Here is a 25,895-nt window from a genome sequence, read left to right as displayed (position 1 = left end):
ACTAGCCGCGAGGTGCCAGGTAACCACGGACAATCTCAGCTGTGCGATCCCCGTCAAGAATGGGGGGCAACAAGGTCAAGGTTTCTCCAGAGCCATCCAGCAGATGCACAAAGCTGCCATGCGCATAGATCCAGCCGTATTCTGGATCTTGAAACAGCGGCTCCACCTCAACCGAAAAGGCATCATAGGCGGCTTGCAGGGCTGCCTCATCACCGGTCAGCCCGACGAAATCCGGATGGATCTCCGACAGCGGCGCGCCCATTGTCTCCACCCGGTCCTGATCCGGCGCGACGGTGATCATCACCGGGGTCACCGTGATGCCGTCCTCGGACAGCGCATCTACCACCTCCGCCATCAGCGGCAAGGCGGCAGAGCAGATGTTCAGGCAATTGGCATAGCCAAAGAACAAGAGCTGCGCATGACCCTCGGGGTCGGCCTGCGTGCGTACCTGACCATGCTGATCCACCAGCGTATAGGGCCCACCGATATCAAAAGGCAGCGGCGCTTCCGCCTGAGCGGTACTGGCCAACAAGACCAGAGCGGCAGCACGCCACATCAGAAGTTCTCTTCGGCATAGGTGACATCTGCCTCAAGCCCCAGACCCAAGTAGCCTTCTGACGCAATGACATCCTTGACGCGCGGATCCCGGCGGAACCAGGGGCCTTTGCCCTTCGCTTCGGGATATTTCTGCGCCCATTTCTTGGTCCAGGTGTTCGCCTTGATCCAATCGGCATCCTCCGCTTTGATGCGTTGCACCAGATAGATATTGCTGGCGCCGATCTCTTCGTCCTCGATCATCAGCCCATCGACTTCGATCACTTGATTGCAGAAGGGCACCAGCTCTTCCGCAGCACCGGTAAAGGCGGGCTGGCTGTTCTTCATCGGCAGCACCATGACGTCATCCGCACTGCGGATCAGCCCGAGCTGCCGGGTGCCTGCACCGCATTCTGCCGGGCAATCGCCGGTCAACTCACACAGCACATCGACAACCTTGGCCTCAAACCGTGCGGGAACTTCGGCGTAGAGGTTCCAGCTTTTCGCCTCGGAACCTGCAGAAAAATCCTGCGCCGCCAGCGGGCTGGCGATCAGCGCCAGTACAAAAGCAAATCTGTGCATCATTTCGGCTCCGGGAATGAGAAGGGCGGCACGGTGCCATAATCTTCATGGGTCTGGTTCACGATATCCATGTCGCTGACCACCTCGTTGACCACGAGATACTTCAGACCGTCGCGCTCATAGAGCATCCCGTCCGCAGTGACTGTATGGGCCGCGAGGCTGAGCTGTGTGTCGCCACCGGCTGAATTCGCATCCTGCGCGATCTTGAGCACGGTATAGACAGTGCCATCTTCGGCCAGCAGACCCACGGGGATACCGCCCGCCGAACACCAGAGCGCACAGGTATGATGCGCAGATCCGACAACAGCATCCGGTCCCCCCATGACGCCGGAGTAATAGCACCACGTGTCGATGATCTCTCCGGTGACCTGAATGCGGGTGCCTTCGCTGGCCGCCCATCCGGGCACCGCAAGGCAGGATAGCAGCAGGGGTAAAATCTTTCTCATATCGGCAGTTCTCCATAACGGTGAAAAAAGCCTAAGCGGGGTGCTGCTTTCGATCAATGCGCGATTATTCGCGCGCCGATCACTTTTTCAGGAACCTTTCGTGCAGCGGCGACGTTCTGGTGCCAAGAGCATGTGATGCACATGTGCTTGGTTCAACGAGATCAACTGAAAAAGGAGAGACCAATGAACTGGGATATTATCAAGGGCAACTGGAAACAGATGACCGGCACCATTCAATCGAAATGGGGCGAACTGACAAACGATGAAATCGATCAGCTGGAGGGTGATCGCGAGCGCCTTGCCGGGCTCATTCAGGAGCGCTATGGCGTGGCCAAGGATGAAGCCGAGCGCCAGATCGACGCCTTCATCGCAGAGCATAAATCAGCCGCGTAATTACCTCGTCGTGACTGATTTTTTAAAGGGCGGCCCCCGGTTTTGGGGGTCGCCTTTTTCGTTTGCACTTACACGGACCGGGTGATGCCGCCGTCCACGCGAATATTCTGCCCGGTGATATAGGCTCCACCCTCGGAGGCGAGGAAAGCCACAACCGACGCAATCTCATTCAGCGAATTTCCGTAGCGTCCCATCGGGATCATCGAGCGGAACTCTTCTTTCTCCGGCAGGCTGTCGATGAACCCCGGCAGCACATTGTTCATGCGGATATTCTCGGCTGCGTATTTGTCGGCGAAAAGCTTGCTGAAAGCGGCCAGACCGGCGCGCATCACGCCGGAGGTCGGAAACACCGGGTTGGGTTCAAAGGCGGCGAAGGTTGAGATGTTGATGATCGCGCCGCCGCCCTGCGCCTGCATGATCGGAGTGACCAGTCGCGTGGGGCGCACCGCATTCAGAAAATAGACGTCCATGCCCGCGTGCCAATCTTCGTCCGTCAGATCCAGAACCGGTGCACGGGGGCCGTGCCCCGCGGAATTCACCAGAACATCGATGCGGCCCCAGTGGTTCATCGCGGCATCGACGAGTTTTTGCAGGTCCGCTTCGGATTGGTTGGTGCCGGTGATGCCCACGCCGCCCAACTCCTTGGCCAGAGCCTCGCCCTTGCCCGAGGAGGACAGGATGCCGAGTTTGAACCCATCTGCCGCCAGCGCCCGCGCGCTGTCTGCGCCCATGCCGCTGCCGCCCGCTGTGACCAGCGCTACTTTGATATCTGCCATTGTCACGTCCTTTTTGAAAACCGCCAAAGCGGTGAGGTTTTAGATTTCTTCGCCGCGAAGAACGGCCTGCTGCACGGTCGCGATGTCCTCCGCGCTCAACCCGTAGTCCCGAGCAGCCACCTCCGCCGAGATGTAGCCGCGCGCAAGATCGCGCTTGACCAGCGCTATGTCCCGGTCTTTCGCCGCGCCGTAGCCCGCGCCGCCGGGGAAGGCCAAAACAACCTTGCGACCATGTGCGACGAATTGTTTGCCTTTGCCGCGCATGGGTTTGCCATCGTCTTGCGCAATCGTCGTGGATGCCCCCGGAGCGCCGCCGCGACGTCCGCGGGCAGGGTGATCGACCCGGTCGAACATGGCGGAGAAATCAAACTCATGGCCTGCGCGGGCGCCCACTTCCATGTACTGGCCCAGACCGCCGCGCTGTTGCCCGGCGCCTCCTGAATCGGGGCGCAATTCCTTGCGCCAGATGATCACGGGACCGGCATGTTCCGTGGCCTCAATCGGCATGGTCATCACGCCGGAGGGGAAGGCCGTCGCATTCAGCCCATCGTGTTGCGGTCGGGCGCCGGAGCCACCGGAATTGAAGGTCAACACTTCGGAGCGTACCGCATCTGCGGGGGCAGGCGCGTCTGTGCGGGGGCGCAGCGAGACCTGAAAGTTGCACAGGCAACCCGCCCCTTCGGCGGGCACCACGTTGGGCAGGATCTTGTCGAGGGCGGCATAGACCGTGTCGGGCACGAAATGACCCACGATATGCCGCAAGGCAACCGGCGCGGGATGCAGCGCATGTACAATCGAGTTTTCAGGTGCCGCGATTTCAAAGGGCGCGAGAGAGGCCGCATTGTTGGGAATTTCCGGCGCGATGGCGCATTTCAGCGCGTAGCACGCGTAGGCCTTGGTATAGACCAGCGGGCAGTTGATCCCCTTCTTGTCGAGGCCCGACGTGCCCGCGAAGTCAGACAGAATGCGGTCTGCTTCGATGGTCAGCTGGACCTTGAGCATGATGGGCGTGTCAAAGCCGTCCACGGTCATTTCGCCGCTGGCCTGCCCACGGGGCAGTGCAGCAATGCGCTCCAGCGTGGCGCGGCGGGAGTTTTCCAGAATGAATTCCGCAATCCCGTCCAGATCGTCGAGCGCGAATTCCTGCATCATGTCGATCAGACGGCGGTGACCGATCTCGTTGCAGGTGGCCAGCGCATAGACGTCACCGATGAGTTGATCGGGCTCGCGCACATTGCCGCGAATGATCTGCACCAGCGTTTTGTCCACCTCGCCACCGGCGGCGAACTTCATGATCGGGATGTAAAGGCCTTCCTCATAGACACTGGCCGCATCCGCGCCAAACCCCCGCCCGCCAATGTCGACGATATGCGCCGTGCAGGCGAAAAAGCCGACCAGCAATCCGTTGTGAAAAGAGGGCGTGACCATCGTGATGTCATGCAGGTGGCCCGTGCCCTCCCAGGGATCATTGGTGATGTAGACGTCACCCTCAAAGATGTTCTGCCGGCCAATGCGCCGGATGAAATGCGCCACCGCATCGGCCATCGCGTTGACGTGACCCGGTGTGCCGGTCACCGCCTGCGCCAGCATTTGCCCGTGGGTGTCATAGACCCCTGCAGAGAGGTCCCCGGCCTCGCGCACCGAGGTCGAAAATGCGGTGCGGACAAGCGCCTGCGCCTGTTCCTCGACAACCGAAATCAGGCGGTTCCACATGACCTGATAGGCGACGGTGGTATGTGTCTTGGCCATGGCCTTACCCTTTCACGGTGATGTCAATGCAGCCGTCAGGCTGGCACACAGCGCGGCGATTGGGGGGCACGATGATGGTGGTCTCATCCTCGGTGATCGCCGCCGGACCTTGCGCCTCGCTGCCTTCCGCCATGGCCTTGCGCAAGATGATTGATGTGTCGAGATAGTCGGCCTGCACAGGGTCGAACATCCGCCGCATGCCTTGGGCAGGCGCGGCGCGGGCGCCCGTCCGGGTGGGCACGGGCGCTACCGTCTCGGGGGGTGTGGTTGCGTTCACCGACCAGACGGTGATTTCGATGTCGAGACCTGCCACCGTGCGACCAAAGAGCTTGGCATAGTCGGCCTCGAAAAGGGCCTGAAAACGCGCCGCATCGGGGTTCTGGGCCTGTTCTGCACTCAGTACAATCGGAATTTCCCAGCCTTGGCCGGTGTAGCGCATGTAAACCTTGAATTCGGGCAGGATGTCGCTTTCTGCGTCGCAGGTGCGGACAAAGGCAGTGGCTTCCGTTTCGAGATCAGAGAGAAGGGAGCGGATTTTCGGCGCGTCGAAATCCGACAGTTTCATGTAGAAGGAGCGGTTGGCCTCGAAACTGAAGGGCGCGCGCAGAAAACCGATGGCAGAGCCGACCCCGGCCCCCGGCGGCACCAGCAACCGATCAACGCCCAGTTTTTCGCACAAGCGCCCGGCGTGCAGCGGGGCGGCACCGCCAAAGGCGATCATGGTGTAGTCGCTCAGATCCTCACCGTTTTCAACCGCGTGGACCCGCGCCGCGTTCGCCATGTTTTCATCTACCACTTCGGCCAGGCCAAAGGCGGCAGTTGTTGCATCCATTTCCAGCGTGTCGCCCAGGTGGGTTTCGAGCGCAGTGGCGGAGCTTTGGGCGTCCAATTTGATGGAACCGCCAGCAAAGTTATCCGGGTCAAGTTTACCCAGCACCAGATCCGCATCCGTCACGGCAGGTTTTTCACCCCCGCGACCGTAGCAGGCAGGCCCCGGCTCGGAGCCTGCGCTTTCTGGCCCGACGCGGATTTGCCGCATGGCATCCACATGCGCCAGCGACCCGCCACCCGCACCGATTTCAACCATATCGATCACCGGGATCGAGATCGGCATGCCGGACCCCTTCTTGAAGCGATAAGTGCGCGCCACTTCGAAGACGCGCGAGGTTTTGGGCGTCTGGTTCTTGATCAAGCAAATCTTGGCCGTGGTGCCGCCCATGTCGAAGCTGAGCACCTTGTTCAGCCCGTAGCGCGCCGCGATATGTGCGGCAAAAACGGCACCGCCCGCGGGGCCGGATTCCACCAGACGCACCGGAAACTCCGCGGCACTTTCCAGCGAAATGATCCCGCCGCCCGAGTGCATCAGAAAGATGTTGCAGCGGGTGCCTTCGTCGCGCAAGCGCCCTTTGAGCCGCCCAAGATAGGATTTCATCAAGGGTTTGATGTAGGCGTTGGCCACCACGGTGTTGAAACGCTCATACTCGCGCATTTGCGGGCTGACTTCTGACGAGAGCGAGATCATCACCCCGGGAAGTTTCTCTGCCAAAACCTCGCGCACCATCCGTTCGTGGCTGTCATTGAGATAGGAATGGATCAGCCCGACCGCGACGCTTTGATACCCTGCATCTGCTATGCTTTCTGCAAGCCGTTCCACCTCTGCCCGGTCCAGCGGGATCAGCACATCGCCCCGCGCGTCGACCCGTTCGGTCAGGGTGTAGCGTCTTTGGCGGGGCAGCAACGGTTCAGGCAGAGTCAAGTTCAGATCATATTGCTCGAACCGGGATTCGGTCCGCATTTCAATGACATCGCGGAAACCCTGCGTGGTAATCAACGCGGTTTTGGCGCCCCGCCGCTCGATCAGCGCGTTGGTGGCCAGGGTCGTGCCATGAATGATCTGGTCGATCTGGTCAGGCGTGATGCTGGCCTTGACGCAGACCTGATGCATCCCATCAATGATGGCGTTTTCGGGCGCGGCATAGGTGGTCAGTACCTTGGTTGAAAAGGACGCACTGTCCTTTTCCAGCACCACGTCGGTGAAAGTGCCGCCAATGTCTACGCCCAGCCTGATCGAAGAAGATTTCATATACTGCCTGTTCCTGGTCCAGTGGCAGATTAGGCACGATCGTGCGATACAATCCAATTATTTGTTTCGATCATATGGATTGAAAAAATCTATCATTCGGGTGCTGGAGCATGATCGAAGGCCAGCGCAGTGGCGGCGGCGATTGCGGCGGCTTGCGCGACATAACGCGGTGCTGTGTCGCGATTATAGCGCGCCGAAAACCTCAACGGAGATGGGAGCCAGAGGCCGTCGAGGAGTGTGAGCCTATCTGCACCGGCGCCCCGTTCCGCCATAATGCGCGGCAGCAGCGCCACGCCCAAACCATCAGCTGCCATTTGCATGCAGGAGGTGAGAGAGCTGGAGGGTGCAAAGCTGGTTGTCGGCACCCCTAGCGCTTGCGCATGGTCGCTGAGTTCGATGTAGGATTGTGTGTGACGCGCGTGGGTCAACAGGGTGTGCGGCATCAGACCCTTGAGCGTCTTTGCAGAGGAAAGCGCATGGGCCAGGGATTTTTCTGCCGCCCAGACGTAGGGGTATTGGCCAATCTCGATCACGCCGGAGGCAGCTGTGACAAATGGGCTGTTCTGGATGGCCAGATCGATGCTGTGGTTTCCAAGAGCTGCGTCCAACTGACGTGACATATCCACGGTCAGCTCGACCGAAATGGCCGGGTAGGTCGCCTTGAGGTCGCGCAGGTATTGATGCAACCACGTTGCGGCAACCAGTTCCGTGACCCCCAGCCGCAAGCGCCCCTCGGACAGATCGGCACGCCCGGCGATTTCGGTCAGGGTTTCAGCCTCGCCCACGATGCGGCGTGCCACCGCCAGGATCTCGGACCCCTTGTCCGTCATCCGCACAGAGCCTGCATCGCGGTGCATCAGCACAAGCCCCAGGGTCTCCTCCAGCCCGGCGATGCGGGCCGAGATGTTCGGCTGTGTCGTGTTCAACTGCTGTGCTGCTTTGCGAAAGCTGCCCAGATCGGCCACCCAGATCAGCGCTTCGAGCTGTCTGAGGCTGATGAGATGACCGATCATGACGGGCTTTCGGGCTCAGCCTTTGGCGTAGCCGATGGTCTGCAGGGCGGCGCGGATTTCATCCAGGATCACCGGATCATCGATGGTGGCCGGCATTTTGAACGCTTCGTTGTCCGCGATCTTCACCACCGTCGCCCGCAGGATTTTGCCCGAGCGGGTTTTCGGCAACCGGTCGACCACCAGCGCATTTTTGAAGGCGGCAACGGGCCCGATTTTTTCACGTACCAGCTTCACACATTCGGTGGAGATTTCGTCGTGCGGACGGTTCACGCCATTGGTCAGGCAGACCAGGCCAAGCGGCGATTGCCCCTTGAGCGCGTCCGACACGCCAACCACTGCGCATTCGGCGACATCCGGATGCCCGGCGAGTACTTCCTCCATGGCACCCGTGCTCAGACGGTGCCCCGCCACGTTGATCACGTCATCCGTGCGCGCCATGATGTAGAGGTATCCGTCTTCATCGATCATGCCCGCGTCGCCGGTTTCATAATATCCCGGGAAGGCGTGCAGATAGCTTTTGCGGAACCTGTCTTCGGCATTCCAGAGCGTTGGTAGCGTGCCGGGCGGCAGGGGCAGTTTGATCGCAATCGCGCCCAACTCACCGGGCTTTTGCGGATGGCCTGCTTCGTCGAGGATCTGCACGTCATAGCCGGGCATCGCCACTGTTGGAGAGCCGATTTTGACCGGCAAAGCTTCAAGGCCCGCAGGGTTGCCCGCGATGGTGTACCCCGTCTCGGTCTGCCACCAGTGATCGTAGACCGGTACGGCGAGAATTTCACCGGCCCATTCTATCGTATCCGGGTCGGCGCGTTCTCCCGCCAGATAAAGCGCGCGCAACCCGCTGAGGTCATATTTTTGCCGCTCCAGCCCTTTCGGGTCTTCACGCTTGACCGCCCGGATTGCGGTGGGGGCGGTGAAAAAGCTGCGCACATTATTCTCGGAGATTACCCGCCAGAAGGTGCCCGCATCCGGCGTGCCCACCGGCTTGCCTTCAAAAACGATGGTGGTGTTGCCGTGAATGAGCGGTCCGTAGCAGATGTAGCTATGGCCAACGACCCAGCCCACATCAGAGGCTGCCCAGAACACATCGCCGGGATCGCATTGGTAGATGTTTTTCATCGTCCAGTTCAGCGCGACGAGGTGACCGCCGGTGTGCCGCACCACGCCTTTCGGGGCGCCGGTGGTGCCAGAGGTATAGAGGATATAGGCCGGGTGGTTGCCTTCTACGGGCACGCACTCGGCAGGCGTCACACCCTCTTGGGCAGCATGCCAATCGAGGTCGCGCCCGGGGATCAATTCGGCGCGCTCCTGATCCCGTTGCAGAATGAGGCAGACGTCTGGTTTGTGATCCGCCAGATCGATGGCGCCGTCCAGCAGCGGTTTGTAGTGGATCACGCGGCCCGGCTCCAACCCGCAAGAGGCAGCAAGGATCGCCTTGGGCTGGCAATCGTCAATGCGCACGGCCAGCTCGTTGGCCGCAAACCCGCCGAAGACGACCGAATGAACGGCACCGATGCGGGCACAGGCAAGCATGGCCTCCAAAGCTTCGGGCACCATCGGCATGTAGATGATGACCCGGTCGCCCTTTGTCACGCCCTGCGCCACCAAAGCACCCGCAAGCGCGGCGACGCGGGTTTGCAACTCCGCATAGGTCAGGGATGATTTTGAGCCGGTGATCGGGCTGTCGTGGATGATGGCAAGCTGATCGCCACGGCCGTTTTCGACGTGCCGGTCAACGGCGTTGTAACAGCCGTTGGTCATGCCATCGGCAAACCATTCATAGAGATCATCACCGCGGTCGAACAATGCTTTGGAAGGGGGGGTGCTCCAGTCAATCTTCTCGGCGGCACCCATCCAGAATGTTTCAGGATCCGCCATGCTGGCAGCATATGTCTCTTTGTAGCCCATCTGTCCCTCCCGGCCTTGCAACGTGCCTTGGTGTAGCCGTGGCACGGGCAGGACCGCAAGTGGTCAGACCCGCCGCTCGCGGGGTATGATGTGAATGTTGGCGTTAACGTCTGCGTCGCAGGGCACGCTGCCGGGTAAAATACGCGTCTGGCGCATTAGTTTTATCCGCCGCGACGCCGGGATCACGCGGAAGGCCCTAGCTCCGGTCGATGCGGGCACTCAGGCCGTTGCGGACCTTGGATTCGCAGTCATTTGGACTGTCGGGCAAGCAGGTGATGTAATACCCGTTCACCCGCACGCTGGTGATGTCAAAAGAACCGTTCGCGCGTTCAATGGTCCGGGTGCGCAACTCATAGTCATCGCCATCCACGTTGATTGTACCCACGGTTTGATTGGCCACGGTGCCACATGCGCTCAGCACAAGCGCGGTGGCTGCCGAAAAAAATACCAGTTTTGCGGTCATGATAAACTCCGATTACTGCCTGAAAATTGGGACGTGGGTTTTGAGTTGCCTCTTATAATTTCGGGCGCGCGGGGACAAAATCAACCACAATGATGAACCGCAACGGGTTTGTGTAGCGTCGTGATCCTCTCGCGCGGTTTGTTTCAGGCGCAACTCATCGCCCCGCATCACACACAGAGGGTGGGGCCGGTGGTTCCCATCTGCGGGTGAAAACCCGTCGCGGGGCCGCGATCAGCCGTAGTGATCGACCGGTGTGCCCGAGACGGCAGACATATTGAGCAGACCGCGCGCCGTGATTGAGGGCGATACGATATGCGCCCGGTTGCCCATGCCCATCAGGATGGGACCAACCTCAAGCCCGCCGCCTTTCATCTTCAGAATATTACGCACACCCGAGGCCGCATCCGCATGGGCAAAGACCAGCACATTCGCGGCACCCTCCATCCGGTTCGATGGCATGACGCGGGCCCGCAATTCCGGATCAAGCGCGGTATCGATGTTCATCTCGCCTTCGTAGCAGAAATCATGTCCCTGACTGTCCAGCAGCTGAATGGCCGCCCGCAGGCGCCCGCCGGTGCCCTCCCCCTGATTGCCAAATTGTGATTGTGAACAGAAGGCGACTTTAGGTTCGATCCCGAAGCGCCGCACATGACGCGCGGCCCCTATCGCAATGTTGGCGATTTGTTCGGGATTGGGGTGCAGGTGCACCTGTGTGTCAGCGATGAACAGGGGGCCATCTTCGAGGATCATCATCGAAAGCGCGCCATCGGGCTTCAGCCCGTCCCGCCCGAGGATTTGTTGTATGTAATTGAGATGCCAACGAAATTCGCCAAAGGTGCCACAGATCAGACTGTCAGCTTCACCGCGATGCACCATGACTGCGCCGATGGCGGTGGTATTGGTCCGCATGACAGCGCGCGCAATATCCGGGGTCGCCCCGCGCCGGGCCATCAGATCGTGATATGTCTCCCAATAATCGCGGTAGCGCGGATCATTTTCCGGGTTCACCAGATCAACATCCTTGCCAAGCCGGATGGTCAGACCCGCGCGGTCGATCCGTGTTTCGATCACGTCAGGACGACCGATCAGGATCGGTTTTTCGATGGTTTCTTCCAGCACGGCCTGGGCACAGCGCAGCACCCTCTCGTCCTCGCCTTCCGCGAAGACGATCCGGCGTGGCGCCAGCCGTGCGGACTGGAAGACCGGGCGCATCAGCAGCGCGGATTTGAACACCGAACCGTCGAGTTTCTGACGGTAAGCGTCGAGGTCCTCGATCGGGCGGGTGGCCACGCCGGTTTCCATCGCGGCGCGCGCGACGGCAGAGGACACGACGCTCACCAGACGGGGGTCGAATGGTTTCGGGATCAGGTATTCCGCGCCGAACGTGAGATGTTCGCCCTGATAGGCTGCTGCCGCCTCCGCAGAGGTGGTGGCCCGTGCCAGTTCCGCTATCCCGTCGATGCAGGCCAGCTCCATCTGGTCATTGATGGTCGTGGCGCCGACATCCAGAGCTCCCCGAAAGATGAAGGGGAAGCACAGTACGTTATTGACCTGATTGGGAAAATCAGAGCGCCCGGTTGCGATGATCGCCTCAGGGGCTACCTCGCGGGCGAGATCGGGCAGGATTTCCGGGGTTGGATTGGCAAGCGCGAAAATGATCGGACGGTCCGTCATTTTCGCCACCATTTCAGGCTGCAGAACCCCGGGGCCGGAGAGGCCGAGAAAGAGGTCGGCGCCCGGGATCACGTCATCAAGTGTGCGTAAATCGGACGCCTGGGCAAATTCCGACTTGCTGGGGTTCATGTCAATCTCGCGGCCCTCATAGACCAGCCCATGAATATCGCAGAGCCAGACATTCTCCCGTTTCACGCCCAGTTTGAGCAGCATGTTGAGGCAGGCAATGCCAGCAGCGCCACCGCCGGTCGAGACGATCTTGATGTCTTCGAAGCTTTTGCCCGCGACGTGCAGCGCATTTTTTGCGGCTGCTCCCACGACAATTGCGGTGCCATGCTGATCGTCGTGAAACACCGGAATGTTCATGCGCTCGCGGCAAATCCGTTCCACCGTAAAACAATCAGGGGCCTTGATGTCTTCGAGATTGATTGCGCCAAAGGTTGGTCCAAGCGCACAGACAATATCGGCGAGCTTTTCGGGGTCGGATTCGTCGACCTCGATGTCGAAGCAATCGATGCTTGCGAATTTCTTGAAGAGGACGGCCTTGCCCTCCATCACCGGTTTGGAGGCCAATGCGCCGATGTTGCCCAACCCGAGCACTGCCGAGCCGTTGGACACCACGGCCACCAGGTTGCCGCGCGCGGTGTACCGGGCGGCCGTTGCGGGATCCTCCTTGATCTCCAGGCACGCCTCCGCCACGCCGGGAGAATAGGCGCGGGCCAGGTCCCGCCCGTTCGCCAATGGTTTTGTTGCGCGGATTTCGAGTTTCCCCGGTTTTGGGAATTCGTGATAGTCGAGGGCCGCTTGCCGCAGGTTCTTTGAATCAGTCATGAAATGGAGGCTCCTCCCAGGGAATAGTTTAGTGTTAAACTAAGTGGTGGCAGTGGCCAAGGTCCTGTTTTTCAATGAGGGGCGCTGCCCCTCACACTCCCCGGGATGTTTTGAGCCAAGAGAAAGAGGGCGGTGGCTTGTCAATCCGCTGAACAGGTCGCAAGATGCGCGCGAACTGGGAGGACCTATGAGCGAGATCAGAGCTGAGGCCGTGCTGCCGACGCAAGAGCTGCGGGACGATATTCCTTTTTACACCAAGGTTTTGGGGATGCGCATGGATATGATCTATCCCGCTGATGATCCATCGGTCGCGGTTTTTTCTGGCCACGGTTTGCGCATACGGATCGACAGGCATGCGGATGTGCCCGCGGGACGGTTGCGCATCCTATGTGACGATCCGATGGCATTTGCTGACGGCAAGACGACCCTGCAAGCGCCAAATGGGACGCAGATCGATATCGTCGCGATGCAGGAACCTTTGGTGATGCCGGAGACGGTGCACAGTTTCGTCGTACGGCGCCTGGCGGATCAGGCCCCCTGGATCATCGGGCGCGCGGGCATGCATTATCGTGATCTTATCCCAGACCGTCTGGGCGGGTCGATCATTGCCAGCCACATCCGCATTCCCGACGGCGGGCCGGTGCCGGATATGGTGCATTACCACACGGTCGGGTTTCAGCTGATCTTTTGCTACAAGGGCTGGGTTGATCTGGTCTATGAGGATCAGGGCGCGCCCTTCCGGCTGCATGCGGGAAATTGCGTGATCCAGCCGCCGGAAATCCGCCACCGGGTGCTGTTTGCCTCAGACAACATCGAGGTGATCGAGATCGGCGTGCCGGCAGAACATGTCACGACCATTGACCACGACATGGAATTGCCCAATGGGCCGCCCAACCCGGATCGGGATTTTTCCGGCCAGAAGTTTGTACATCACAAGGCCGAAGGCGCTGAATGGGCGCCGTTCCGGGTGCCGGGGTTTCAAAGCCGCGACACCACGATTGCGGCGCATACCGGAAATGTGGCGGGGGTGCATGTGGTGCGGCGAGGTGTTGGAGAGAGTACCTGGACCCGGCATGCAAGTGACATTCTGTTCACTTTCGTGATGGCGGGCCGGATGGTGCTGGAAGGCGAGGGACGCACGCCGCATGCGTTGGAGCCAGGGGATGCTTTTGTGATCCCGCCGGGCATGCGGGGGCGATACAGCGATCCCTCGGAGGACATCGAACTGCTTGAAGTTTCGCTGCCCGGTGTGTTTGAAACGACGTTGGGGTAAGTGCGAATATCGCGTGCAGGCTCTTGCAAAGGGGCGCATCTGGCGACACGCTGGCGCGCGACGGATCAAGGTGAAAGGTTCTGGAATGTCCCTCAGAGAGGCGGCTGCAGCGGTGCGTGAAAACGCCCATGCACCCTATTCGAATTTCAAGGTGGGTGCCGCGATCCGCGCGGCGTCGGGCACGGTCTACGTAGGGTGCAATGTGGAAAACGTGGCCTATCCCGAGGGCACCTGTGCCGAGGCAGGTGCGATTGCCGCGATGGTGGCCGCAGGCGAGACCCGGCTGACAGAGGCCTATGTAATCGCCGGATCGCCGATGCCGGTCACACCCTGCGGCGGGTGCCGACAAAAGCTGGCGGAATTTGCTGATGCAGGCGTACGTGTGACGATGGCGACCACGGGCGGCGTGGAACAGGCCATCACCGTGGGTGAATTGCTGCCGGGCGTGTTCAACGTGGCGCATATGAACTCATGAGTGCGCCGACCGCCCGCAAGCTGTTAGCGCAACTGCGCCATGGCATTCCGCTGCAGGGGTCGAACCTGGCGTGGCTGGCGCAGGCACTCAGCGATGGCACAATCAGCGATGCCCAGGCCGGTGCCTTTGCCATGGGCATCTGCGTGCGCGGCCTGAGCGAAGAGGCGCGGGTGGCTTTGACCCTCGCCATGCGGGACAGCGGGCGGGTGTTGAAATGGGACGTGGACGGGCCGGTGCTGGACAAGCATTCCACCGGTGGGGTTGGCGATTGTGTGTCGCTGATCCTCGCCCCGGCATTGGCGGCCTGCGGCGCGTTCGTGCCGATGATTTCAGGGCGCGGGCTGGGACATACGGGGGGGACGCTGGACAAGCTCGATGCGATCCCGGGCGTTGTCACGCAAATGGACGAAGATCGATTTCGCAGCGTTGTCGCGCAGGCGGGCTGTGCCATTGTCGGGGCCAGCGCGGATATCGCGCCTGCGGACAAACGGCTCTATGCGGTGCGGGATGTCACCTCAACCGTTGACAGTCTGGATCTGATCACCGCGTCCATCCTGTCGAAAAAGCTGGCCGGAGGGCTGGACGGATTGGTTTTGGACGTAAAAGTTGGCAGCGGCGCCTTCATGAAGGACATCGAGGCCGCGCGCGATCTGGCAGCCGCATTGGTCGGGACCGCCAATGCAGCAGGCTGCAAGACCACGGCCATCATCAGCGATATGAGCCAACCGCTGGCGCCGAGCCTTGGCAACGCGCTCGAGGTCGCAGATGTCATGCAGGTGCTTACCGGCGGCGATGTGCAATCTCCTCTGGCAGAGATTTCAGCCGCGCTTGGCGGTGTTTTGCTGGCGAATGCAGGCCTCGCCAAAACCCCGTCGAAGGGGGCGGAGGCGATCACGGCAAGCCTGCAGGATGGGCGCGCCGCGGAGCGTTTTGGAACGATGATTGCGGCGATGGGTGGCCCTGTCCATTTCGTTGAAAACTGGGCGCGGTTCTTGCCGGAAGCGACGGTAATCCGAGAGGTCACAGCCCGCGATGCGGGATGCATCAGCGCGATCGACGGCGAAGCCTTGGGCATGGCGGTGGTGAACCTCGGTGGCGGTCGGGCGGTGGAAAGCGACATGATCGATCCAGCCGTTGGCATCGGGCAGATGGTCCGGCTGGGCGAAAAAATCATGCGCGGCCAGCCTTTGGCCGTGGTGCACGCGGCGCGCCCGGATGCGGCGGACAAGGCCGCGGCCGACTTACGCGCGGCCATCACCTTGTCTGACACGCCCCCCAAGGTGCTACCCGATCTCATCCGAGAGAGGGTTGACTGATGGCGCGGGCTTTTCTGGTTGTCATGGATTCCGTCGGCATTGGCGGCGCGCCGGATGCGCATATGTTTTTCAACGGCACCGTTCCGGATGAGGGTGCAAATACGCTGGCCCATATTGCCCGCGCCTGCGCACAGGGGGAGGCGTCAGAGGGCCGGTTGGGGCCACTGCGGGTGCCCAATCTGGACAGTCTGGGCCTGGGCCGGGCCGTGCAACTGGCCAGCGGAAACCTGGCGCTTGGGTTGGGCATGGAACCCGCTGGTGTCTGGGGTGTCGCAACCGAGGTTTCCAAGGGAAAAGACACACCGTCAGGTCATTGGGAGCTGGCTGGCGTGCCCGTGCCCTGGGAGTGGCATTACTTTCCCGATCAGGAGCGCGCCTTTCCAAAAGAGTTGGTGGACAAGACCTGCGCGCTTGCGGGTACGGATGGCATTCTGGGCAATTGCCACGCGTCGGGGACGGCCATCATCGACGAATTGGGGGCGCTGCACATGCACAATGGTCAGCCCATTTGCTATACATCCGCCGATTCCGTTTTCCAGATCGCGGCTCATGAGGGGACTTTCGGCCTGGAGAAACTGCTCACCCTTTGCGAGGACCTTGCGCCCACGCTGCATGACATGAAGGTTGGCCGCGTGATTGCGCGCCCGTTCCTGGGCGACCCGCAAAACGGTTTTTTCCGAACGGAGAACCGGCGAGACTACGCCATCGCACCGCCGCGCCCTGTCCTGACAAACTGGGTGCAGGATGCCGGGCGCAAGGTCTATGCGGTTGGCAAAATCGGCGACATCTTTTCGATGCAGGGCATTGATGTGGTCCGCAAGGGCCCGGATGACATGCTGATGAAACACCTCGTCAACCTTGTCGATATCGCCGAGGAGGGCAGCTTGACCTTCGCAAATTTTGTCGAATTTGACAGCCTTTACGGGCATCGTCGCGATGTCTCCGGCTATGCCCGTGCGCTGGAATGGTTCGACGGCGAAATAGGGAAGGTCATTCGCCGCATGGGCCGCGGTGATATTCTGGTGCTGACGGCTGACCATGGCAACGATCCCACCTGGGTCGGGACGGATCATACCCGGGAACGCGTGCCTGTGTTGATCGCGGGTGCGGGCGTCGATGCGTTGGGGCACATCGAATTCACGGATGTGGCGGCCATTGTGGCGCGCCATTTGGGGGTCAGCATTCCCTGAACCTCTCATTGGTCCAGGGGGCCTTGCGCCTGCGAAATGCTGGGGTTGGGTTGCGGCCTGACCGCCTTCAGGTCTAAACGGAACAGGATTTGAAAAGAGGGGCCCCCATGACCGATCACGTTACCGTCGTCGACCACCCGCTGGTGCAGCACAAACTCACGATCATGCGGGCGAAGGACACACCGACCGCGGTATTTCGGCAATTGCTGCGCGAGATCAGCCAGTTGCTGGCCTATGAGGTCACGCGTGGCCTGCCGATGACCACCAAACAGATCGAAACCCCGATGCAGCAGATGGACGCGCCCACGCTGGATGGTAAAAAACTGGCGCTGATCTCGATCCTGCGGGCGGGCAACGGCCTTTTGGATGGTGTGCTGGAGCTGATCCCCTCCGCCCGCGTCGGATTTGTTGGGCTCTACCGGGATGAAGCCACGCTGCAGCCGGTGCAATACTACTTCAAGGTGCCCGAAGGTCTGGATGACCGCCTGGTCATCGCCGTTGATCCGATGCTGGCCACGGGCAATTCCTCCGTCGCGGCGATTGATCTGCTGAAAGAGGCCGGGGCGACCAACATTCGTTTTCTGTGTTTGCTGGCGGCCCCGGAGGGGATCGCGCGCATGCGTGAGGCGCACCCCGATGTGCCGATTGTCACCGCAGCGGTGGATGAAAAGCTGAACGAGATTGGCTATATCGTGCCGGGTCTGGGCGATGCGGGTGATCGCATGTTCGGCACAAAGTAGAATAGCTGCCAAGGGCTAAAATTCCTTGTGCTGCGCCTTGCGTTGTTTGTCGTCTTCGGGCATCGTCACCCCTATATCTTGTGGGGGCAATGATGAAAATAACCATAACTGTCGCAATCCTAAGCATTGCAGCGTCATTAAACTTCTCCGGTACTGCAGCTGAAGCGCAAACAACCGTTGCTCCGAAAGAATATCCCCCTGCCAGTTATACCGGTCGACAATATGTCGACAGTTCGGGCTGTGTCTTCATTCGCGCCGGTATTGATGATGCGGTGCAATGGGTGCCGCGTGTCACGCGGGATCGCAGATTGATTTGCGGGTTGCAGCCAACGTTCACGTTGCGGACCGCAGCGCCACAAGAGACAGGTGTCGAGGCGGCAGCGCCGGTGCAGGCGACATCAGGCCGGGCGTCCAAAACGGCGGTTGTCGTTGCGCGCCCGGCACAGCAGACAAGCCGCGTGGCGCCGAGCCGTGCAGGCACTGTTGTGACGCGTGAAAACGCTGCTGCGAAGGGTGTTACTAAGGCGACGCGGGTGCTCCCGAAACATGTTTATCAAAACCGTCGCGCCACACGCGGTGTCTCGGTGCCCAAGGGCTATCGCACGGTTTGGAAAGATGATCGGCTCAACCCGCGCCGTGCGGAACAGACGCTTGCCGGCGACGCCAGCATGAACCAGATCTGGACCAACACGGTGCCGCGTCGGCTGATTGACTAAAGCATCGATTTGCGCGTGCGTAGGGTGGCCCTAGCCGCCGCAAATGTTTTGCAATCGCAACCAATCCGCATCGTTGAGTAGGGATCTGGACGGGGTGCCCGACATCGGGTCCGCTTCGATCAGGGGCAGCACGGTCTCGCCGGTGATATCGCGCGCATAGGCGTAGGGGGTGCTGCGCAACTGCGCGGCTTCAAAAACAGGCAGGAGTGTTTCGGGATCGGGCTGTTGGCGCTGTCGGGTCAGCAGGTGTTCTGCGTAGCCGTCCAGAATTTCGCTTTTCAGCTCACCCGTTGTGAGCATCTGAAAGCTGGCCCAGGTGCCGCCGATTTCCAGCAGGGCGCGCAGCGGGTCATCCCTGCGGGACAGGTTTTGCTCCACGATGGCATATCCGGCCGCAACATCCGGTTCTTCAAAGTCTTCCACCAACGCCCGGTTCAGCAGGATGTGCTGTCCCGGCAGATGCAGGCTGGTCTGCACCGCGCCGGGCATCACGCTGATCTTGTCTGCGCCTAGGCGCGCGCGCAGGGTGCTTAGTGCTTTCAGCCCCGCGGGATTGGCGCAGGCCGGGCCGGTCATGCGTTCGATCCGCGCCAGCAGAGCCTCCCCGATGTCGACCCGCTTGACCTGTGGCACCACCGACAGCGTGTGGTTGACCAGAGCCTGCGGCACCCAGAAGACACCAACCGCAACCACGGTGGCGATCGAGAGCGTCATGCCCACCCATCGCAACCTGCCGGGGCGGGGGCGTCCGCGTTCGACCGCACGCCGGAGTTTTTCGATCGCGTCGATCATCTGCGCTTCGCCCGCGTCCAGCTCGAGCGTCTCGCCCGGATCGCCGTCCGGGTGATAGATGGCCGGGCGTTTGCCTGGATTGGCCCGGTGCACAGCGGCCAGCGACCAGTGGGTGATGGCCTGATCGCGCATGTCGGAAATCATCAGGGTCGCGTCGCCTATCGAGACGATCACCTCGCGCCGCTGCGCATCCTCGGACGCGCGCCACAGGCCGCTTGCTTCAAGCCGGGCATATTTTTTCAAAGCCGTCATGGCGTCGGTGGGTGCTGCTCTTTTTTGGTTGCGCGCAGCTTACCATCTGAGCGTTTTCAGGCAATGGGCGCCGCGATAAGGGGTGCAAATGAACGGCGGCGGGGTTTTAGTCCAGCAGCTGTGCTTTTTTGCGCAATTCGAACTTCTGAATTTTACCTGTCGAGGTCTTGGGCAGCTCTTCAAAGACGACTTTCTTGGGGGTCTTGAAGCCTGCAAGCGTCTGACGCGCAAAGGTAATGAGCCCCTCCGGATCAGGTTTGGCGCCGGGTTTCAGCTCCACGAAGGCGCACGGCACCTCCCCCCATTTTTCATCCGGTTTGGCGACCACGGCGGCCAGCAAGACATCCTCATGTCCCATCAATACGCCTTCAACCTCGACCGAAGAAATATTCTCGCCACCGGAAATGATGATATCCTTGGCGCGGTCGGCGATCTGCATATACCCGTCGCCGTGCTGCAGCGCGATGTCACCGGAATGGAAAAACCCGCCGGCAAATGCTTCCTGGGTCGCGGATGGATTTTTGTAATAGCCTTTCATCACCGAATTTCCGCGGATCATGATCTCACCCTGGGCCGATCCATCCTTGGGGATCTGCTGCATCTCGGCATCCATGACGGTGATGTTTTCCATCATCGGGAAGGCAACGCCCTGGCGCGCTTTCGCTGCCGCGCGTTCAGGTTTGTCCAACCCGTCCCAATCCTCACCGCGCCATAGGCATTCCGTCACGTGGCCATAGGTTTCGGTCAGCCCGTAAACCTGTGTGACGTTGAACCCCAGGCTTTCGATTTTGCTCAGCGTGGCGGGCGCCGGGGGCGCGCCCGCGGTGAAGACCTCAACCACGTGGTTAAAGCTGCGGCGCTCTTCCACCGGTGCGTTGACCAGCATGTTCAGCACAATGGGTGCGCCGCCCAGATGGGTCACCCCTTCGTCGGCAATTGCGCCAAAAATGGCAGGCGCGGTGATGTCGCGGCAGCACACGACGGTACCGCCAATCAGCGGCATCATCCAGGAATGGTTCCAGCCGTTGCAGTGAAAGAGCGGCACGATTGTCAGGTAAATCGGGTGCAGAACCATGCGCCAGCTCACCACCGTGCCCATGGTCATCAGATAGGCGCCGCGGTGGTGATAGACCACGCCTTTGGGCCTGCCTGTGGTGCCGGAGGTATAGTTGAGCGCGAGGCTTTCCCATTCGTCCTGCGGCATAATCCACTCAAAACCTGGATCGCCCTCGGCCAGCATGTCCTCATAAGTTGCATGGCGCCCCGAGGCTGGATGACCCGCGTTGGTATCCGGCACCTCAATGAGCATCGGCGCAGGGCCGTCCATTTGCGCACAAGCAGCTTCGGCCAGATCAAGGAACTGGCTGTCGACCAGCAACAGCTTTGCGCCGCCGTGATCAAAGATATAGCTGACCGTGTCCACGTCGAGACGGGTGTTGATGGTGTTCAGCACTGCGCCGCAAGCGGGCACTCCGAAATGCGCCTCGATCTGCGCAGGCACGTTGGGGATCAGGGTGGCCACAACCTCGCCCGGCGCCACGCCCTTTGCGGCCAGCGCCGAGGCAAGCCGCGTGCAGCGCTCGTAATATTGCGCGTATGTCACCCGGTGGTTGTCGTAGATCACAGCCGGATGATTGGTAAAAACGAGGGCGGCACGACGGAGATGGGATAATGGCGTCAGGGCCACGTAGTTGGCGTCACATTTGTCCAACCCGGTTTCATCTTGCATCCAGCCCATTTGTTTTCCCTCCCCATTCGCGCCTGGTCGTGTCAGTTTAGCGCATATCGCAGGATATTGGATTTACGGGATTTGAAAAGAGAATTGTCATACAATTGGAGCCTGCGCCCCAGGCGCCATCCCGGGAGCCGAGCATGATCATTTCCAGAGGGCGCTCATACGTCTTTGTCCATATCCCCAAAACCGGTGGCACATCGCTGGCAATGGCGCTGGAGAACCGTGCCATGAAAGACGATCTGTTGATCGGCGACACGCCCAAGGCACGCAGGCGCAAGCGCCGGTTGCAGGGTCTACAAGCCCGTGGTCGGATCTGGAAACACGCCACGCTCGCCGACATCGACGGTATTTTGACGCCGGAAGAACTGGCAGGAATGTTCACTTTCACGCTGGTGCGCAACCCATGGGATCGGGTGGTCAGCTACTATCACTGGCTGAAAGAACAGCAGTTTGAACATCCCAGTGTTGTCACGGCAAAGCGACGGCCATTCGATGGCTTTCTTACTGATCGGCACATTCGGGAAAGCCTGCGCCACTCTCCAGCCAGCAGTTATATGCGCGATGTTACAGGCGTTGAACGCTGCCGCAGCTTTATTCGGTTGGAACGGCTTGAAGCGGATCTCGCGCCATTGCAGGAACATCTCGGGTTTAGCCTAGAGATCCCACATGAAAACCGCTCGGCGCGGGAAAGCGATTACCGGCACTACTATTCACAAAACTTGCGGGATATCGTGGCGGACGTCTGCGCCGAGGATATTGCCAGATTTGGCTATCGATTTGACGATTTCGGGTGATTCTCGGAAAGCGTGAATTGGTTAACAGCTGGACAGCAAGTTCCCGCCATCGGCGGATTTTTGTTTCTTTTTGGGCAATAATCATCTGGATATAGAAAAAATACACAAAGTTGTGGAAACAATGCCTTACATGCGCCGCAATCGTGGCCAAGCGCCGTCATGGTTTGGTCGTCGTCTGCTGCTGGAAGAGACACTTTCCCGCCTGAATTGAAGGGGCGGGCCACCTAGGAAGAAAAGACATCATGTACGGATGGAGCGTCAACGTAACCGCCGCCCCCCTTCAGCCGGAGGCAATTGCACCGCTGGGTGTGACGATCAAGCCACCGGTCAGCCATGGCCTTGTCGTCGGCACGCGGGTTGCGGCAAATCTAGGCTGGCGGAGCGTTGAATCGCTGGTGGTTGGCGATAAGGTCCTGACCTTTGACAACGGTGTACAGCGCATTGTCGAGATTACGCGCACGACGCTTTGGGCTCAAGATGAAGAGGTCGCGCCGGGACACTGGCCGGTGACCATCCCTGCAGAAGCGCTCGGAAACGCAAAGGAAGTGGTCCTATTGCCGGACCAAGGGGTGATGCTGGAAAGTGAGACCGCCTCCGATCCGATGGGAGATCCCTTCGCGGTGGTGCCGGCGCAGGCGTTGGAAGGATTGTGCGGCATTCGCCGAGAAGCGCCGTGGCAGCCGGTCGAAGTGGTCACTCTTCATTTTGCGAGCGATGAAGTAATCTATATTGACGGTGGTCTGCTGATCCACTGCCCGCGCAGCATGGTGATGTTGCACGATATGATTGCGCCCGCCGAAGTGCTCTATGAAGTGGCTTCGCTGGCGCAGGCGCGCGCTATGCTCGCCGATGGTGAGATGGTCAAGCGCTCCCTGATGCAGGGGGCCGGATATGTTTTTGGTGCGACGGAGATGGTTCTGGTCGCATGAGATGCTGATACAAGGCGCCGAGCAGGTGGCGAGCAGCAAAAAGGGGGGCCGGCAGACCCCCCTTTTCCTTTTCTGATTGCAATCAGGCGGCTGCGGCGGCCTTGGCAAACCTGCCATAGAAACTCTGACCTTTCGCCGCCATGTCCCGCAGCAGATCGGGGCAGGCGAAACGGTCGCCGAAGGTTTCCGTGAGTTGGTCACAGCGTTCAGCGGCGTAGGGTGCGCCGATCATGTCGAGCCAGCTGAGCGGTCCGCCGGACCAGGGCGCAAAACCCCAGCCCAGGATCGCACCCACGTCGCCTTCGCGAATGTCCATAAGTACACCTTCCTCCAGCGCCCGCACGGCCTCCAGCGATTGGGCAAAGAGCAGACGGTGCTGCACGTCCGTCAGATCGGGTTGATCGTCTGAGACAGGGTATTTGGCGGCCAGCCCGTCCCAGAGCCCCTGCCGTTTGCCTTTTTCATCATAGGCATAAAACCCGGCGGCGGACTTCCTGCCCAGGCGGCCTTCGCCCTCCATCCAGAAAATCACCTCGTCAACTGCGGCATCGGGGTAGGCGTCGCCCATCGCGGATTTCGTGGCGCGGGCAATCTTGGCGCCGAGATCAATCGAGGTCTCATCGACCAGTTGCAGCGGTCCCAGCGGCATGCCAACAAGGCGCGCGGCGTTCTCAATGAGCGCGGGCTCAACGCCCTCGGCGACCATGCGGATGCCTTCGTTGATGTAGGGGATGATGCAGCGGTTGGCGTAGAAGAACCGCGCGTCGTTCACGACAATCGGCGTCTTGCGGATCTGGCGCACGTAATCCAGCGCCTTGGCCACAGCGCGGTCGCCGGTACCCTTGCCCTTGATGATCTCCACAAGCAGCATCTTCTCGACAGGCGAGAAGAAGTGGATGCCGATGAACTGCTCCGGGCGGCTTGAGGCCTTGGCCAGTTCCGTAATGGGCAGAGTGGAGGTGTTGGAGGCAAAGATGCAATCCTCGGGGATCACCGCCTCGACCTTTTGCGTCATTTCGGCCTTGACCTTGGGGTCCTCGAAGACCGCTTCGATGATCAGGTCGCAGCCTTTCAGTGCGTCGAGGTCGGTCGTCGCGGTGATGAGGTTGAGCAGCTGCTCTTTCTTCTCCGGCGTGGTCTTTTTGCGCTGAATTCCCTTGTCGGCGAAATTTGCAGTGTAGGCTTTGCCTTTGTCCGCGGCCTCCTGCGTCTGGTCGATCAGCACCACTTCGATGCCCGCCTGTGCGGAGACGAGCGAGATGCCCGCGCCCATCATGCCCGCGCCCAGCACGCCCAGTTTCTTCACCCGCTGGTCGGCCACATCTGTGGGGCGCACGGCACCTTTCTCCAGCGCTTCTTTATTGATGAAGAGCGAGCGGATCATCGCCTCAGACGAGGGGTTAAGCAAGACCGAGGTGAACCAGCGCGCCTCGATCTTCAGTGCAGTATCGAAGGGCACGAGCGCGCCTTCATAGACCGCGGAAAGCAGCGCCTTGGCAGCCGGATAGACCCCTTGCGTCTTGCCGTTGACCATGGCGGAGGCGCCCACGAAGGTCATGAAGCCCGCCGGGTGATAGGGCGCGCCGCCGGGCATCTTGTAGCCTTTGGCGTCCCAGGGTTTGACCAGATCAGCATCTTTGGCGTTCAAAACCCAAGCGCGGGCGTCTGTCATCGGGTCGTCAGAGACCTCGTCGATCAGGCCTGCGCCCTTGGCCTTCACGGGGTCGACCAGCTTGCCTTCCAGGAGGAAGGGTGAGGCCGCCATCGCGCCCATCTTGCGCACCAGACGGGTTGTGCCACCCGCGCCGGGGAAGATGCCCACCATGATTTCGGGCAGGCCGATCTTGGCCTTGGGGTTGTTGGCTGCAAAGATGCGATGACACGACAGCGGCAGTTCCAGACCAATACCCAGCGCCGTGCCGGGCAGAACGCAGGCAATCGGTTTGCCGCCCTTTTGCGTCTTGGGGTCCATCCCGGCTAGCTCGATCTTGCGCAGCAGGCGGTGCATGTCCATCACCCCATCGAAAAGACCTTTGGCCGGGTTGTCGCCCGCATCCGCTTTCATCTTGGCGATCAGGTTCAGATCCATCCCACCGGCAAAGGACCCTTCCTTGCCGGACGTCAGGATGATGCCCTTTACCGCGTCATCGGCCAGCGCGTCATCCATCAGCTTGTCGATCTGCGCGAGCCCTTCGTAGGACATCACGTTCATGGACTTTTCGGGCACATCCCAGGTGATGGTGGCGATGCCGTCGCCGTCGGTTGTCGTTGTAAACTCGGTCATGTCCGGGTCCTTTCTTGGATTGTTCGCAGGGTCACCAAGGCGTTGGACGGCTTGGGGACGTTGTAAGGAAATCGGCTGTTTGCCAGCGAGTTGGTCACGGATTTCAGGTACCAGTTGGTGTTCTCGCGCTTGAGGATCATGCGCGACTTGATCGGTCCAAAGACACAGGTCTCACCGGCGCAGAATTCAGTTGCGTGATAGCCGCAGATCAGATCGCTGGAGATGAACTCCGCATCCTCTGCGCGCCGCACCAGCCGGTCGCAGGACTTTTCCCGCATGGTGTCGCGCAGCATATCGAAAAAGGGGCGCACGTCTTCTGGTGTTGCAATGATCGTATCGGCAAACTCAGTGTGCGACGTGTAGGGAAACAGCAGATAACTGCAGTAGGTCTCGAAATCGTCCTCGGTATTGGCCGCGGAGAGGTCCTCGATGAAGCTTTGGTAAATGGTCAGCGGATGCACGGCCTGCTTGCGTGCATCATTTTCCGGCGATGCCAGGGCCTGTGTGCGCCCCGCATCGTGATGCACACGGGGAATGTAGATCGGCCAATGCGGGTTATCCAGCATGCTCTCCACCTCCAACATCTTCCAGACCCCATCCTCGCGCAGCAACACCATGCGGCTCGCGTAGCTGTCGACCACCGGCACCGCATCCCGCAGCGTGTAGGTGACGTGGTAGCCGGCAATGTAGTTTTCGCTGAGAAACTTAGCCTCCGTGGCCAGGCGCACCAGATTGGTTGCCCCTAGCCCTTTGACGGCCTGACCAAAGGCCAAAATACCTTTGACCAGATCCTCAGGTGTCTCCACCACCACCTCGCTGCTCAACGTGCGATGGAGGTGTGGCAGTTTGGTCCGAGCCAGCGCCGTGCCTGTGTCGTCTGTCATGATCGCGTTGGACAAGACATCCAACGTCTCCTGATAGACGGTCAGGGCGGTGACGCCGACCAC

The 25,895-nt window shown here is 60.4% G+C and carries 23 protein-coding genes; 9 read left to right on the top strand and 14 right to left on the bottom strand.

The window, feature by feature from the left end; translation table 11 throughout:
• Position 1: 1 nt before the first annotated feature.
• From Q1A63_RS14900 to Q1A63_RS14890, 3 genes are read right to left on the bottom strand one after another with little or no spacing between them, the layout of a single operon-like run.
• Complete coding sequence (locus tag Q1A63_RS14900; protein ID WP_298973833.1) at positions 2-556, bottom strand: SCO family protein; 555 nt, start codon at positions 554-556, stop codon at positions 2-4.
• Positions 556-1,119 (bottom strand): hypothetical protein, encoded by a 564-nt coding sequence (locus tag Q1A63_RS14895; RefSeq protein WP_298973832.1) that lies wholly within the window; start codon positions 1,117-1,119, stop codon positions 556-558. Before Q1A63_RS14895 ends, Q1A63_RS14900 begins: the two co-directional genes overlap by 1 nt.
• Positions 1,116-1,562: a hypothetical protein gene (locus tag Q1A63_RS14890; protein ID WP_298973831.1), complete on the bottom strand. Its 447-nt coding sequence runs from the start codon at positions 1,560-1,562 to the stop codon at positions 1,116-1,118. The genes Q1A63_RS14895 and Q1A63_RS14890 overlap by 4 nt, the downstream gene beginning before the upstream one ends.
• 183 nt (positions 1,563-1,745) lie before the next feature.
• Between Q1A63_RS14890 and Q1A63_RS14885 the strand changes: the two genes are divergently transcribed.
• A complete protein-coding gene (locus Q1A63_RS14885) occupies positions 1,746-1,955 on the top strand; it encodes a CsbD family protein (protein ID WP_298973829.1) in 210 nt (69 codons plus the stop codon).
• A 68-nt stretch (positions 1,956-2,023) separates the two neighbouring features.
• Here Q1A63_RS14885 and Q1A63_RS14880 read toward each other — a convergent pair whose 3' ends face one another.
• The 7 genes from Q1A63_RS14880 to Q1A63_RS14850 all read right to left on the bottom strand — a co-directional run bounded on the left by Q1A63_RS14880 (position 2,024) and on the right by Q1A63_RS14850 (position 12,452).
• On the bottom strand, positions 2,024-2,731 hold the full coding sequence (locus Q1A63_RS14880) for an SDR family oxidoreductase (RefSeq protein WP_298973828.1): 708 nt from the start codon (positions 2,729-2,731) through the stop codon (positions 2,024-2,026).
• Positions 2,732-2,770: 39 nt separating this feature from the next.
• Positions 2,771-4,480 carry a hydantoinase B/oxoprolinase family protein gene (locus Q1A63_RS14875; RefSeq protein ID WP_299632187.1) on the bottom strand — a complete coding sequence of 570 codons (1,710 nt, stop codon included), beginning with the start codon at positions 4,478-4,480 and terminating at the stop codon, positions 2,771-2,773.
• A 4-nt stretch (positions 4,481-4,484) separates the two neighbouring features.
• Positions 4,485-6,563 carry a hydantoinase/oxoprolinase family protein gene (locus tag Q1A63_RS14870; RefSeq protein WP_299632185.1) on the bottom strand — a complete coding sequence of 693 codons (2,079 nt, stop codon included), beginning with the start codon at positions 6,561-6,563 and terminating at the stop codon, positions 4,485-4,487.
• Positions 6,564-6,655: 92 nt separating this feature from the next.
• The gene (locus Q1A63_RS14865) at positions 6,656-7,576 is read right to left on the bottom strand and encodes a LysR family transcriptional regulator (RefSeq protein ID WP_298973825.1); all 921 of its coding nucleotides are present in this window, start codon (positions 7,574-7,576) and stop codon (positions 6,656-6,658) included.
• A 15-nt stretch (positions 7,577-7,591) separates the two neighbouring features.
• Positions 7,592-9,484, bottom strand: coding sequence for a propionyl-CoA synthetase (locus Q1A63_RS14860; protein WP_299632183.1), 1,893 nt, complete (start codon positions 9,482-9,484; stop codon positions 7,592-7,594).
• Positions 9,485-9,680: 196 nt separating this feature from the next.
• Entirely contained in the window at positions 9,681-9,947 is a 267-nt protein-coding gene (locus tag Q1A63_RS14855; protein ID WP_299632181.1) for a hypothetical protein, read from the bottom strand.
• 231 nt (positions 9,948-10,178) lie between these two features.
• A complete protein-coding gene (locus tag Q1A63_RS14850) occupies positions 10,179-12,452 on the bottom strand; it encodes an NADP-dependent malic enzyme (protein WP_298973821.1) in 2,274 nt (757 codons plus the stop codon).
• Positions 12,453-12,639: 187 nt separating this feature from the next.
• Here Q1A63_RS14850 and Q1A63_RS14845 point away from each other — a divergent pair, with 187 nt between their 5' ends.
• The 6 genes from Q1A63_RS14845 to Q1A63_RS14820 all read left to right on the top strand — a co-directional run bounded on the left by Q1A63_RS14845 (position 12,640) and on the right by Q1A63_RS14820 (position 18,162).
• Positions 12,640-13,725 carry a cupin domain-containing protein gene (locus tag Q1A63_RS14845; protein WP_298973820.1) on the top strand — a complete coding sequence of 362 codons (1,086 nt, stop codon included), beginning with the start codon at positions 12,640-12,642 and terminating at the stop codon, positions 13,723-13,725.
• Positions 13,726-13,810: 85 nt separating this feature from the next.
• Positions 13,811-14,200, top strand: a complete 390-nt coding sequence (locus Q1A63_RS14840; RefSeq protein WP_298973818.1) for a cytidine deaminase — start codon at positions 13,811-13,813, stop codon at positions 14,198-14,200.
• Positions 14,197-15,516: a thymidine phosphorylase gene (locus Q1A63_RS14835; protein WP_298973816.1), complete on the top strand. Its 1,320-nt coding sequence runs from the start codon at positions 14,197-14,199 to the stop codon at positions 15,514-15,516. Before Q1A63_RS14840 ends, Q1A63_RS14835 begins: the two co-directional genes overlap by 4 nt.
• Positions 15,516-16,706: a phosphopentomutase gene (locus Q1A63_RS14830; protein WP_298973814.1), complete on the top strand. Its 1,191-nt coding sequence runs from the start codon at positions 15,516-15,518 to the stop codon at positions 16,704-16,706. Before Q1A63_RS14835 ends, Q1A63_RS14830 begins: the two co-directional genes overlap by 1 nt.
• 107 nt (positions 16,707-16,813) lie before the next feature.
• Entirely contained in the window at positions 16,814-17,446 is a 633-nt protein-coding gene (gene upp, locus Q1A63_RS14825; RefSeq protein ID WP_298973812.1) for a uracil phosphoribosyltransferase, read from the top strand.
• Positions 17,447-17,538: 92 nt separating this feature from the next.
• Entirely contained in the window at positions 17,539-18,162 is a 624-nt protein-coding gene (locus Q1A63_RS14820; protein WP_298973811.1) for a hypothetical protein, read from the top strand.
• A gap of 30 nt (positions 18,163-18,192) precedes the next feature.
• On the opposite strand, the gene Q1A63_RS14815 is transcribed toward Q1A63_RS14820, so the two are convergent.
• Positions 18,193-19,206, bottom strand: coding sequence for a hypothetical protein (locus Q1A63_RS14815; RefSeq protein WP_298973810.1), 1,014 nt, complete (start codon positions 19,204-19,206; stop codon positions 18,193-18,195).
• Positions 19,207-19,312: 106 nt separating this feature from the next.
• A complete protein-coding gene (locus Q1A63_RS14810) occupies positions 19,313-20,944 on the bottom strand; it encodes an AMP-binding protein (RefSeq protein ID WP_299632176.1) in 1,632 nt (543 codons plus the stop codon).
• Between the two features lie 134 nt (positions 20,945-21,078).
• Here Q1A63_RS14810 and Q1A63_RS14805 point away from each other — a divergent pair, with 134 nt between their 5' ends.
• Together Q1A63_RS14805 and Q1A63_RS14800 are read left to right on the top strand one after the other, a co-directional pair.
• Positions 21,079-21,735, top strand: coding sequence for a sulfotransferase family 2 domain-containing protein (locus Q1A63_RS14805; RefSeq protein ID WP_298973808.1), 657 nt, complete (start codon positions 21,079-21,081; stop codon positions 21,733-21,735).
• A 242-nt stretch (positions 21,736-21,977) separates the two neighbouring features.
• On the top strand, positions 21,978-22,664 hold the full coding sequence (locus Q1A63_RS14800; RefSeq protein WP_298973806.1) for a Hint domain-containing protein: 687 nt from the start codon (positions 21,978-21,980) through the stop codon (positions 22,662-22,664).
• 82 nt (positions 22,665-22,746) lie between these two features.
• Here Q1A63_RS14800 and Q1A63_RS14795 read toward each other — a convergent pair whose 3' ends face one another.
• A complete protein-coding gene (locus Q1A63_RS14795) occupies positions 22,747-24,948 on the bottom strand; it encodes a 3-hydroxyacyl-CoA dehydrogenase NAD-binding domain-containing protein (RefSeq protein ID WP_299632173.1) in 2,202 nt (733 codons plus the stop codon).
• A complete protein-coding gene (locus Q1A63_RS14790; RefSeq protein WP_299632171.1) occupies positions 24,945-25,895 on the bottom strand; it encodes a hypothetical protein in 951 nt (316 codons plus the stop codon). The genes Q1A63_RS14795 and Q1A63_RS14790 overlap by 4 nt, the downstream gene beginning before the upstream one ends.

It is taken from the genome of uncultured Roseobacter sp., assembly GCF_947499265.1.
Taxonomy (GTDB): Bacteria; Pseudomonadota; Alphaproteobacteria; order Rhodobacterales; family Rhodobacteraceae; genus Roseobacter.
The sequence above is the reverse complement of the archived record's forward strand: the minus strand, read 5'-3'. Positions and strand labels throughout refer to the sequence as shown.

What these genes read in the sequence shown, in the direction of transcription:
- Q1A63_RS14805 (WP_298973808.1), top strand. Translation starts at nt 21,079, where the DNA reads ATGATCATTTCCAGAGGGCGCTCATACGTCTTTGTCCATATCCCCAAA.
- Q1A63_RS14840 (WP_298973818.1), top strand. Translation starts at nt 13,811, where the DNA reads ATGTCCCTCAGAGAGGCGGCTGCAGCGGTGCGTGAAAACGCCCATGCA.
- Q1A63_RS14885 (WP_298973829.1), top strand. Translation starts at nt 1,746, where the DNA reads ATGAACTGGGATATTATCAAGGGCAACTGGAAACAGATGACCGGCACC.
- Q1A63_RS14900 (WP_298973833.1), bottom strand. Translation starts at nt 556, where the DNA reads ATGTGGCGTGCTGCCGCTCTGGTCTTGTTGGCCAGTACCGCTCAGGCG.
- Q1A63_RS14795 (WP_299632173.1), bottom strand. Translation starts at nt 24,948, where the DNA reads ATGACCGAGTTTACAACGACAACCGACGGCGACGGCATCGCCACCATC.
- Q1A63_RS14855 (WP_299632181.1), bottom strand. Translation starts at nt 9,947, where the DNA reads ATGACCGCAAAACTGGTATTTTTTTCGGCAGCCACCGCGCTTGTGCTG.
- Q1A63_RS14830 (WP_298973814.1), top strand. Translation starts at nt 15,516, where the DNA reads ATGGCGCGGGCTTTTCTGGTTGTCATGGATTCCGTCGGCATTGGCGGC.
- Q1A63_RS14820 (WP_298973811.1), top strand. Translation starts at nt 17,539, where the DNA reads ATGAAAATAACCATAACTGTCGCAATCCTAAGCATTGCAGCGTCATTA.
- Q1A63_RS14860 (WP_299632183.1), bottom strand. Translation starts at nt 9,484, where the DNA reads ATGGGCTACAAAGAGACATATGCTGCCAGCATGGCGGATCCTGAAACA.
- Q1A63_RS14810 (WP_299632176.1), bottom strand. Translation starts at nt 20,944, where the DNA reads ATGGGCTGGATGCAAGATGAAACCGGGTTGGACAAATGTGACGCCAAC.
- upp (WP_298973812.1), top strand. Translation starts at nt 16,814, where the DNA reads ATGACCGATCACGTTACCGTCGTCGACCACCCGCTGGTGCAGCACAAA.
- Q1A63_RS14815 (WP_298973810.1), bottom strand. Translation starts at nt 19,206, where the DNA reads ATGACGGCTTTGAAAAAATATGCCCGGCTTGAAGCAAGCGGCCTGTGG.
- Q1A63_RS14835 (WP_298973816.1), top strand. Translation starts at nt 14,197, where the DNA reads ATGAGTGCGCCGACCGCCCGCAAGCTGTTAGCGCAACTGCGCCATGGC.
- Q1A63_RS14850 (WP_298973821.1), bottom strand. Translation starts at nt 12,452, where the DNA reads ATGACTGATTCAAAGAACCTGCGGCAAGCGGCCCTCGACTATCACGAA.
- Q1A63_RS14865 (WP_298973825.1), bottom strand. Translation starts at nt 7,576, where the DNA reads ATGATCGGTCATCTCATCAGCCTCAGACAGCTCGAAGCGCTGATCTGG.
- Q1A63_RS14845 (WP_298973820.1), top strand. Translation starts at nt 12,640, where the DNA reads ATGAGCGAGATCAGAGCTGAGGCCGTGCTGCCGACGCAAGAGCTGCGG.
- Q1A63_RS14895 (WP_298973832.1), bottom strand. Translation starts at nt 1,119, where the DNA reads ATGATGCACAGATTTGCTTTTGTACTGGCGCTGATCGCCAGCCCGCTG.
- Q1A63_RS14870 (WP_299632185.1), bottom strand. Translation starts at nt 6,563, where the DNA reads ATGAAATCTTCTTCGATCAGGCTGGGCGTAGACATTGGCGGCACTTTC.
- Q1A63_RS14800 (WP_298973806.1), top strand. Translation starts at nt 21,978, where the DNA reads ATGTACGGATGGAGCGTCAACGTAACCGCCGCCCCCCTTCAGCCGGAG.
- Q1A63_RS14890 (WP_298973831.1), bottom strand. Translation starts at nt 1,562, where the DNA reads ATGAGAAAGATTTTACCCCTGCTGCTATCCTGCCTTGCGGTGCCCGGA.
- Q1A63_RS14875 (WP_299632187.1), bottom strand. Translation starts at nt 4,480, where the DNA reads ATGGCCAAGACACATACCACCGTCGCCTATCAGGTCATGTGGAACCGC.
- Q1A63_RS14880 (WP_298973828.1), bottom strand. Translation starts at nt 2,731, where the DNA reads ATGGCAGATATCAAAGTAGCGCTGGTCACAGCGGGCGGCAGCGGCATG.